The sequence below is a fragment of the Saccharopolyspora sp. NPDC000359 genome (assembly GCF_040300525.1).
Lineage (GTDB): Bacteria > Actinomycetota > Actinomycetes > Mycobacteriales > Pseudonocardiaceae > Saccharopolyspora.
Genome location: NZ_JBEPDU010000097.1, coordinates 1 through 8,453, shown reverse-complemented (window position 1 = coordinate 8,453; position 8,453 = coordinate 1). Strand labels below are relative to the sequence as shown.

The 8,453-nt window shown below is 71.4% G+C and carries 10 protein-coding genes; 3 read left to right on the top strand and 7 right to left on the bottom strand.

Going from position 1 to position 8,453, the window contains the following annotated elements; genetic code table 11:
• From ABT324_RS32935 to ABT324_RS32920, 4 genes are all read right to left on the bottom strand, one after another.
• Positions 1-766, bottom strand: a 766-nt coding sequence (locus ABT324_RS32935) for a WXG100 family type VII secretion target (protein WP_351185690.1), incomplete at its 3' end; no start/stop codon positions are given.
• Positions 767-865: 99 nt separating this feature from the next.
• Positions 866-1,630: a hypothetical protein gene (locus ABT324_RS32930; RefSeq protein WP_351185687.1), complete on the bottom strand. Its 765-nt coding sequence runs from the start codon at positions 1,628-1,630 to the stop codon at positions 866-868.
• Positions 1,631-1,738: 108 nt separating this feature from the next.
• Positions 1,739-2,035 carry a WXG100 family type VII secretion target gene (locus tag ABT324_RS32925; protein ID WP_351185684.1) on the bottom strand — a complete coding sequence of 99 codons (297 nt, stop codon included), beginning with the start codon at positions 2,033-2,035 and terminating at the stop codon, positions 1,739-1,741.
• Between the two features lie 27 nt (positions 2,036-2,062).
• Positions 2,063-2,392, bottom strand: a complete 330-nt coding sequence (locus ABT324_RS32920; protein WP_351185681.1) for a WXG100 family type VII secretion target — start codon at positions 2,390-2,392, stop codon at positions 2,063-2,065.
• Positions 2,393-2,628: 236 nt separating this feature from the next.
• Here ABT324_RS32920 and ABT324_RS32915 point away from each other — a divergent pair, with 236 nt between their 5' ends.
• Positions 2,629-3,036 carry a CAP domain-containing protein gene (locus ABT324_RS32915; RefSeq protein ID WP_351185678.1) on the top strand — a complete coding sequence of 136 codons (408 nt, stop codon included), beginning with the start codon at positions 2,629-2,631 and terminating at the stop codon, positions 3,034-3,036.
• Between the two features lie 125 nt (positions 3,037-3,161).
• The gene (locus ABT324_RS32910) at positions 3,162-3,509 is read left to right on the top strand and encodes a hypothetical protein (RefSeq protein ID WP_351185675.1); all 348 of its coding nucleotides are present in this window, start codon (positions 3,162-3,164) and stop codon (positions 3,507-3,509) included.
• 56 nt (positions 3,510-3,565) lie between these two features.
• Here the strand turns inward: ABT324_RS32910 and ABT324_RS32905 are convergent, their stop codons facing one another.
• The 3 genes from ABT324_RS32905 to ABT324_RS32895 all read right to left on the bottom strand — a co-directional run bounded on the left by ABT324_RS32905 (position 3,566) and on the right by ABT324_RS32895 (position 6,707).
• A complete protein-coding gene (locus tag ABT324_RS32905; protein WP_351185672.1) occupies positions 3,566-4,309 on the bottom strand; it encodes a response regulator transcription factor in 744 nt (247 codons plus the stop codon).
• 216 nt (positions 4,310-4,525) lie between these two features.
• Positions 4,526-5,335 carry a sensor histidine kinase gene (locus ABT324_RS32900; protein ID WP_351185669.1) on the bottom strand — a complete coding sequence of 270 codons (810 nt, stop codon included), beginning with the start codon at positions 5,333-5,335 and terminating at the stop codon, positions 4,526-4,528.
• Between the two features lie 40 nt (positions 5,336-5,375).
• Positions 5,376-6,707, bottom strand: coding sequence for a helix-turn-helix transcriptional regulator (locus tag ABT324_RS32895; protein ID WP_351185666.1), 1,332 nt, complete (start codon positions 6,705-6,707; stop codon positions 5,376-5,378).
• Between the two features lie 218 nt (positions 6,708-6,925).
• Here ABT324_RS32895 and ABT324_RS32890 point away from each other — a divergent pair.
• Positions 6,926-8,453: AAA family ATPase (locus ABT324_RS32890; protein ID WP_351185663.1), on the top strand; the 1,528-nt coding region annotated here is incomplete at its 3' end.

Below are 8,453 nucleotides of genomic sequence, written 5' to 3'. Positions count from 1 at the left end.
CACCCGGCGGCCCGTCGACGTCCGGCGGGCCGTCGCCACCCGGCGGCGTCTCGTCCAGCGGCGGCGGATCCAGGTCCGGCGGTTTGCTGTTCCCCCCATCGACCGGGGTGACGTTCACCGACCCCGGGTCCGGGACGTGCCATCCGTAGTTGCCGGAGAGCTGGATGAGCACGTTGCGCATGGCGGTGGTCATGGCCTCGACCACCTCGGGGTCCTCGCTCACCGTGACCAGGTCGTCCTCGGTCTTGCCCACGCCGCGGGCCCTGGCGACGGCGGCGTAGTGGTGGTCGATGGTGTTCACCGCGTTCTGCGCCCAGGCGAGCCAGTTCCCGTTGTCGTACAGCTTGATCCGCACGTTGCTGTTGTCGCCGGTGCCATCCTGGCCGCGCAGCACCTCCGCGTTCGCCTCCAGGTGCTGGGCGAAGGTCTGCATCTTGGCGAGGAACTGCTTGGCCGCCGGCCCCTTCCAGGCGCCGTCCTCACCCGCCAGCGCCTCGGCGTGCTGGCGGAGGCTGGTGGCGACGTTCTCCATCGTCTTCTCGGCGTGGTCGAAGTACGTCGAGGCGACGCGCAGGGTCTGCGGGTCGATGAGGTCGAGGAGCCGGGCGTCCTGATCACCCGCGACGGCGGCGCCGCCGGTGATCGCGGCCTTGATCGTCTTCCAGTCCCACGAATAGAAGTCCTCGTTCTCCGACTGCCCGTCGCGCTTGGCGAAGACGCCGTCGTCCTCCCTGCTGACGTTCGTCTGCTCTTCCTCGTCGGCCATCGCTCCCACTCCTCAGAACTTGCTCGCTGCACCGCGAAAACGCCCCGGCGACCGGGGGAATCACCGGGCCGTCGACCGACGGCCGCCACCGCGCGGCAGTTAGGCCTGCGCCCCGCCGTTGCCGCTGGACTTCAGGTTGTCGATGCTTCCGTAGAGCTCAGCCATCTCGGGGGCGATCTTCTCCGCGGTGAGCTTGTTCAGCTCCTCGCTGTCCTCGTACTCCCGCGCGATCTTGGTCATCGTCTCCTTGATGTCGAACAGGGTCGCGGCGGCGTTGGTCATGAAGGTCTCGACCCCGTTCTTCAACTTCCCGTTCACCTCGGTCCGCAGGCTGTAGGCCTTGCTGAACGCACCGGGCTTGACGTCGACACCGCCCACGTAGTCCCGTGATTCGACGATGAGCTGCCGCAACTTCTCCGCCACACCGGCGAACTGCCGCATGGCCTCCTGGTTGACCACGACCTCGTTCGCCCGCGCCCCGGCACCGGCATGACCGCCGAAGTCCGGTGCCTTGGGCACGTCGGAGACCTCCGGGGCCTTCTCGTCAGCGAGGTCGGAACCATTGTTCAGCGAGTCGAAGTAGTTCTTGTCCGGGTCGTAGTCCCCGCCGTAGTTGGCGTCGGGGATGTACTCCTGGAACTTGTCGTAGGCCTCGCCGATCTCGGGCCACGTCTCGGGGCCGATGTCGCCGCCCCCCGGACTAGCCATCAGGCTGCCGTAGGCGTGCAGGAGGTCCCGCTCGCGCTCAGTGAGCCACCCGTTCTCGACGTAGGTGTCGACGTTGCCCCAGTCGATGGCCTGGTAGCTCTTCCACCCCTTGTCGTCGTACATCCAGTACTCGAGGTCGCTGCCGTCCCTGGCCACACCGTCCTCCTCATCAGTTCCAGTCCGGGCGCGGACGGGCTCGCCCGCGCGGGTGGCCGCCGGTGCGCGTCGCGCGCTTCCGGCGGCCAGGTCCACACACCTTCCAGGTCAGCTGAAGTTGCTCCAGCTCTGCGCCGCGCGCACCTCGGTCGTGCCGTAGCCCTCGGAGATCGTGCCCAGCGTCTGCTGGGCGGCCCTGAGGTGCTCGGGCATCAGCGCGGCCTGCTTGTTCCACTCCGCCTTGGCCGCCGCGTAGGCCTGCTTGGCCGAACCCGTCCAGTCCGCGGTGCTGGACTCGACGGCGGCCTGCATCTGGTCCAGGGCCTGCCGGACGTGGGTGTTGACCTGGTGCATGTCTTGCAGCGTGGTTTCGGCGATGTTGAAGTCGAACCGGTAGTCGGACATGCTCGTTCCTCTCTCGTGCGGGGAAGATCAGACGCCGGGCAGCGGCGGCAGCGCGGACGCGAAGGACTGGGCGGTGCTCGAGGCCTCGTCCTCGGCAGCCACGTACGCCTTGGTGTTCATGCCCATCTCCTCCATCATGTAGAGGAGCTTCTCGATGATCTTGCTGAAGGAGCGCTCCCAGTTGTCCATCGCGGTGTTGAAGCTCTGCGACGCCTGCCCGTGCCAGGACGCCTGCAGCGAGGCCATCGTGCTGTTCACCCGCTGCAGCTGCGTGGTGAAATCACTTGCGGTCTCGGAGAAGTGCTGCGCCGCCTTCTGCATTCCCGGCGTGGCGGTCTGCACCATCTGGTTGGCCATCGAGTGAACCTCTCTTCGATCGGTGTTCCTGCACCACTCGGATCGCCCGAGCCACGGGTGCAGTCCAGTGTCGGCACCCGACCGGGCCCGCGGGCAACGGATCTGCGGGCGGCTGCCCAAAAGTTCCCGATCTCTGCCCCTTCGCCGACGCCCGCGCCCGCGGGATCGCGTTCGCGCGCGCGAACCGGGAGGCTCGGGGTGCCCGGAGGTCGGGATCGCGAGGAGGCGTGCGGACAATGGCAGTCGGTTCGAGCCGGGATCTGGTGCGGACGCGGACCGAGGACAAGGTCGTCCAGCTGGTGAACGCGGAGCGGGCGAGGCGGCGGCTCCAGCCGCTGACCATCGACGAGCGCCTCCGCCAGGCGGCGCGCTGGCACAGCGCCGACATGGCCCGGCGCGGCTTCTTCGCGCACCAGGCGACGCGTGGTCCCTCGCCCTTCGAGCGGATGCGCGCCGCGGGTTTCGAGGAGCCCGGCGGTGAGAACATCGCGGCCGGGCAGCAGACCCCGGCCGCGGTCGTGCGCGCCTGGATGCAGAGCATCCCGCACCGCGCCAACATCCTGCACGCGGACTTCCAGCACATCGGCGTCGGTGTCCACATTGGCCCGGACGGTCCGTGGTGGACGCAGAACTTCGGCTTTTGAGGGTGTTTTCGGGCAGACGCGGTTACCGCATCGGCTCAACAGACCTCGCGAGTACCGACCGCGCGCCGGAACACCGGTAGGAAGGACGGGTCCGCAACCGGAACTGGCAGATTGGATCGACAACGATGCGGAAGACCGCTTCGAGCCGAATGGCCCGCGCAGCTGGCGTGGTCGGTGCCCTCGGCGTGGCGCTGACCCTGTCCACCACCGGGATGGCGCAGGCCGCCACCCCGGGTCACCTGACGATCTGCAACCACCAGGGCTCCACGGTCACGGTGAAGTTCCCGGGGCGCGGCGGGCGCAGCTACTCGCCCCGCCTGGGCCCGACCTGCAGCACCTTCAACAGCGCCGGCTCGGGCAACGAGCGGATCGACGTGTACGCCGGCAACCGCTTCCTGGGGTCGAGCATCTACAACGGACAGCGCGGCACCGAGGTCCACGTGGTCGCCGGTCCGAGCTTCTACGTCTCCTGAGACCGCGCGGGCCACCCCGGACACCCCCCGGGGTGGCCCCATCGGGAGGAGGGGGTTCAGCCCGCCTCGGCTCCCGGGAGGTCGAACCGGTATCCGACCCCCCACACGGTCTTCAGCAGCACCGGCTGGGACGGGTTGTCCTCGATCTTCTCCCGCAACCGACGGACGTGCACCGTCACCGTGGAGGCGTCCCCGAAGTCGTGCGACCAGACCTCCCGCATCAGCTCGTCCCGCCGCACCACCCGACCCGCGTTCTGGATCAGGAACACCAGCAGCTCGAACTCCTTGACCGGCATGCCCAGCTCGCGGCCGGCCTTGCTGACCACCCGCGCCGTCCGGTCCACCAGCAGATCACCCGCGCGCAGCACACCATCGGGACGCGCCGCGGGGGCCGCGTGCGTGCGCCGCAGCACCGACTGCACCCGCAAAACCAGCTCGCGCGGGCTGAACGGCTTGGTGAGGTAGTCGTCGGCGCCGAACTCCAAGCCGCGCAACCGGTGCTCCTCCTCGCCCAGCGAGGTGAGCATGATGACCGGCACCTGGCTGGCCCCGCGCAGCTCGCGGAGCACCTGGATGCCGTTGAGGCCCGGCAACATCACGTCGAGCACGACGAGGTCCGGCGCGATCTGCCGCGCCAGCTCCAAGCCCAGCGCACCGTCCGCCGCGTGCACCGGGGTGAACCCGGACCGCTGCAGGTAGCCGGTGACCACCTGCGCCACCGTCGGGTCGTCCTCCACGACCAGGACCCGCTGCCCGCTGCCCGGCGGGCGACGCTCCGCGCTTCGATCAGCCTGAATCATCCCTGGAACCTGCTTCTCACCGTCGACCTCCTCCCACCCTAGTCCGGCGCACCGGGCCGCTCCCCGGTCGGCAGAACCGCCGCACCCGCTGGACCTGGGACTATCGCGGAGAGCAGGTCTTCCCGTGACGAAACTATCGAAGAACTGTTACGCACCAAGGCGCGAAGCGCTCACCTGAGCACAGCGCGGAACCGCGCCGTCGCCGTCCGCAACCCGTCACGGCGCGGGCAGCCGCACCTCGAACCGGCAGCCGCCCGGGACCTCGCGCACCGACAGCTCGCCCCCGTGCTCCCGCACGATCCCCTGCACGATCGCGAGCCGGAGCCCCGCTCCCCGGTGGTCGGGCACCGGAACCTCCACTTCGGACTGCTGGTCCGCACCGCCGCTGGGTTCCGCGCAGACCGACACGGTGGTCCACGCCTCGCCGCCCCACGCGTCCACCGAGACCGTGCCGCCGCTGCCCGCGCAGCGCACCGCAGTCGCCAGGAGCTGGTCGACGGCGCGGGCGATTTCCGCCCGGTCCACCGCGATGACCTCCGGTTCGACCCACCCCGCCCACACCCGCACCCCGCCCTCGGCAGCGACCGACCCGGCGCCCTGGACGGCGTCACCGACGAGTTCACCGAGCCCCACTGACGTGCGGTGCAGGCCGCCCCCTCCGGCCTGGACCCGGGCCGGGGCGAACAGCTCGTCGACCACCTCCGCGAGCCCCTGCACCTCGATGCGACCGCGCAGCAGCTGCTGGCCGTCCCGCATCACCGGCACGCAGAGCAGCAGTCCAGCACTGATGCCCGCCACCCCCATCGAGATGATGACCACGGGGTCCGCGGCGATGTGCTCGGGCAGCCCGCTGGTGAGCATCGCGGTGCCCGCGGTCATCGCGATCACGGTGATCACGATGACCGCGGCGAACGGGACCGCGACGGGGAAGGAGCGCAGCAGCCGCAGCACCACGGCGCCGACCAGGCCGATCCCCACGAACTCGCAGGCGGCGAACAACACGATGAGCAGGGTCGATCCAGTCATGACTCCGCCGTGCCGCCTCCGGTCGACAACCTCGCCGCGCTCATGCCGCGCGCCAGCCGCGCAGCGCGGTGGCCCCGCGACGCCGGGGTGCGGTCGTCACGAGCTCGACGCGGGACCGGCAGCCCGTCTTGGCGAACAGCCTGGTCAGCTGCCGCTCGACGGCCTTCTCGCTGAGGCCGAGCCGCGCGCCGATGCGGCGGTTGGTGAACCCCTGGCTGACCAGCTCGACGATGCGGGCCTCGGTGTCCGACAAGGACCACGCAGCTGCGGAACCGATGCTGCGCACCACCGGGGACGTGCGGAGCTCCCGCTGCGGGGCGGGCAAGCGCGGTGTGGCAGCGTGGCCCGCGACCGACGCCGCGAGCGCCGGGCAGAGGCACCGCAACCAGCCCCGCGGGTCGGACACCAGCAGGCCGTGCTCGACGAGCAGGTCCAGCGTCCGCCCGCACTCGGCGACGTCCGAACCCAACGCATCGGCCACCGCCGCCAGCTCGTCCACGTCGAGCTCCCCGCGCCTGGCCGCCGCGGCGAGCAGCCGCGGGCCGAGGTGGCCCAGGCTCGCCGCGCGGCGCAGCAACTCGTGGTCCTCCGGCAGCTTGATGGGAGCATCCGGATCGACCAGCCGGAAGCCGGTGTCGCCAGCCATGATCTGCTCCTGGTCGACCAGCTCCGCCACGGTCGCCAGCACGGTTCCCGGGTTGCCGTACAGGGGGCCGAGGGCGGCGCGCAGCGCTTCGTGCGCACTCGCGTCGAGGTCGCCGACGATCCGCTCGATGTGCTCGTCGGCGAGCACGTCCAGGTCCAGCACCTCGTCGGCCATGCCCAGCAGTTCGGTGGCCGCCGGGCCCGGTGCGTCGTCGCGTACCGAGGCGATCACCACACAGCCGGGGCGGCGAGCCGCCAGCAGCAGCGGGACCGGGTCGGGGACCTGCAGCACGTCGTCGATGAGCACCGCGACCGTCCCGAGGCTCCCGATCCGGCCGAACACCCAGTTCAGCTCAGCCGCCACCGCGGCGAACCGCGGTCCGGTGACCGCGGCCTCGCCCTGCTGGAACCGCGCCAGCTCGCTGATCGCCTCGACCAGCCCGCAGTCGCTGAACTGGTCGAAGTCCCGCCGGAGCGCGTCGACCAGCGCGCCCACGCCGTGCTGGTCGGGCCGGTCCGGGTCGGCCGCGCTGGCCCGCAGGTGCGCCACCCGCACCCCCCTCGACCGCCAGCGCCGGGCGGTGGCCTCCAGCAAGCGGGTCTTGCCGAGGCCGGCCCCGCCCCGGACGACCACCAGGCGGGGCGCGTTCGCGCAGTCCCGCAACGCCGACCGCAGCGCGGCCCGCACGTCGTCCCTGCCCTCGATCGACATCTGTTCCCGTCCCACGACGTTCCCGTCCTTCGTCCTGGCGCCCTCACCGCACTTGCGGAGCCGGACGTTATCCCCGGGACGAGCCGGAAGCCCTGGTCGGAAAGCCACCTGAACGACAGATTTTAGATTTGCGCAAGGATTCGACGGCGGCGCGCACCCCGGCAAGGAATCTTTAATGATTCGCTCATGGATCGAGAACGGATTCGGCCGGATGTCGTGGCAATACTGGGGATGTGCTGACCTCACGTTCAACGAACCACCCGCACCGCGCGACGGTCCCCACCCTGCCGCAGGGCGCGGCGCGGCGCAGCCCCCTGGACACCAACGCTGCCCGAGCGACCGGGTCGGTTGCCTGTTCGTCCAACCACGAGGAGCTCGTCGACCGCGTGCTCGACGTCTGCGCGCAACGCCCGGGCACCCCGCTCGTGCTGGTCACCGGGCCAGCCGGGATCGGCCGCAGCCGGGTGCTGGAGCAGGTTCGCGCGAGGCTGACCGGTCAGCGCACCACCACGGTGGGCATCCAGCTCTCCAGCGGGGACCGGGACCTCCCGAGCCTGGCGACGAGGATCGCCACCGAGCTGGGCGAGCCGCCCGCGCGCGGCGAGTCCAGCGCGTCCGTCCTGCGGCGGCTGCTGGCGTCCCTGACCGGGCGGCGCCGGACCGTGATCTTCCTGGACGACGCGCACTGGCTCGCCCCGCGGTGCCTGCCCACCGTGCTGTCGGTGCTCGGCTCGTTGGCCGGTTCCCAGACCACGTTCGTCTGCGCCGTTCGCACCCCCGCCACCGCCACCGGCCTGGCCCAGCTGCGCGCCAGCGGGTTGGTGCACGAGGAACGGGTCCGACCGCTACCGGTGTCCGCAGTGGAGCACCTCCTCACCTCGCTCCTCGACGCCAAGCCCGCGCCGGGGTTGGCCGCCGAGCTCCGGAACGCCTGCCGGGGCGTGCCCGCCCTGGTGCGCGCCGCCGTCGAGGGCTACCTGGAGTCCGGGTGCCTGCGGGTCGTCGACAACCGCGCCCACCTGGTGCCCTGCGGGGCGCCGCAGTTGCCGGTCACGCACCCGCTGTTCGCGGCGCTGCGCGACCCGGCCACCTGGGCCGTGGCCAAGGTCCTCTCGGTGCTGCACCCGCTGGGCGATGCGGCACCCCCGCTGGTCTCGGCGGTGACCGGCCGCAGCGAAGGCGAGGTCCTCGAAACCCTGCACCAGCTCCGCGCGTCGGGGGTGCTCATGAACCGGAACGGCTGGCGGTTCCGGGCGCCGATGCTCGCCACGCTGCTCGCCGGTTGCCTCGGCCCCTACGAACGGCGCACGAGCGCGCAACTCGCGGTGACGGCGATCTGGGACGGCGCGGCCGACCCCGGTCGCGGCTACCTCGCGGACCGGATCGTGGACGCGGGCAAGCTGGTGGACGCCGAGCGGGCAGCCGCGGAGCTGCTGGCCCGCGGCGAGGCCGAACCGGACGATCCGCGCGCCGCGCGGTGGCGGTGGGCGGCGTGCTCGCTGATCGCTGACCCCGGGCAGCGCGCCGCCGCACTGCACCGGCACGCGGTGCTGTGTGCCCGCCACCAGCGGCTGGCCCTCGCGGCCGAGGCCGCCGAGACAGCACTTCGGGACCACCCGACCATGCTGGAGGCGGATGCCGAGCAGGAGCTGCTGGTCATCGCGCTCGCCGGGTTGGCCAGCAAGTCCAACGTGGTCGCGCTGCGCCAGTTCGCTTCGACCGGCTGGCGTTCGCCGGGCCGCGGAGCGAGCGGGTCCGTGG

Excerpts from the sequence above, each read along its gene's own strand:
- ABT324_RS32925 (WP_351185684.1), bottom strand. The coding sequence starts at position 2,035 with ATGTCCGACTACCGGTTCGACTTCAACATCGCCGAAACCACGCTGCAA.
- ABT324_RS32920 (WP_351185681.1), bottom strand. The coding sequence starts at position 2,392 with ATGGCCAACCAGATGGTGCAGACCGCCACGCCGGGAATGCAGAAGGCG.
- ABT324_RS32915 (WP_351185678.1), top strand. The coding sequence starts at position 2,629 with ATGGCAGTCGGTTCGAGCCGGGATCTGGTGCGGACGCGGACCGAGGAC.
- ABT324_RS32910 (WP_351185675.1), top strand. The coding sequence starts at position 3,162 with ATGCGGAAGACCGCTTCGAGCCGAATGGCCCGCGCAGCTGGCGTGGTC.
- ABT324_RS32905 (WP_351185672.1), bottom strand. The coding sequence starts at position 4,309 with ATGATTCAGGCTGATCGAAGCGCGGAGCGTCGCCCGCCGGGCAGCGGG.
- ABT324_RS32900 (WP_351185669.1), bottom strand. The coding sequence starts at position 5,335 with ATGACTGGATCGACCCTGCTCATCGTGTTGTTCGCCGCCTGCGAGTTC.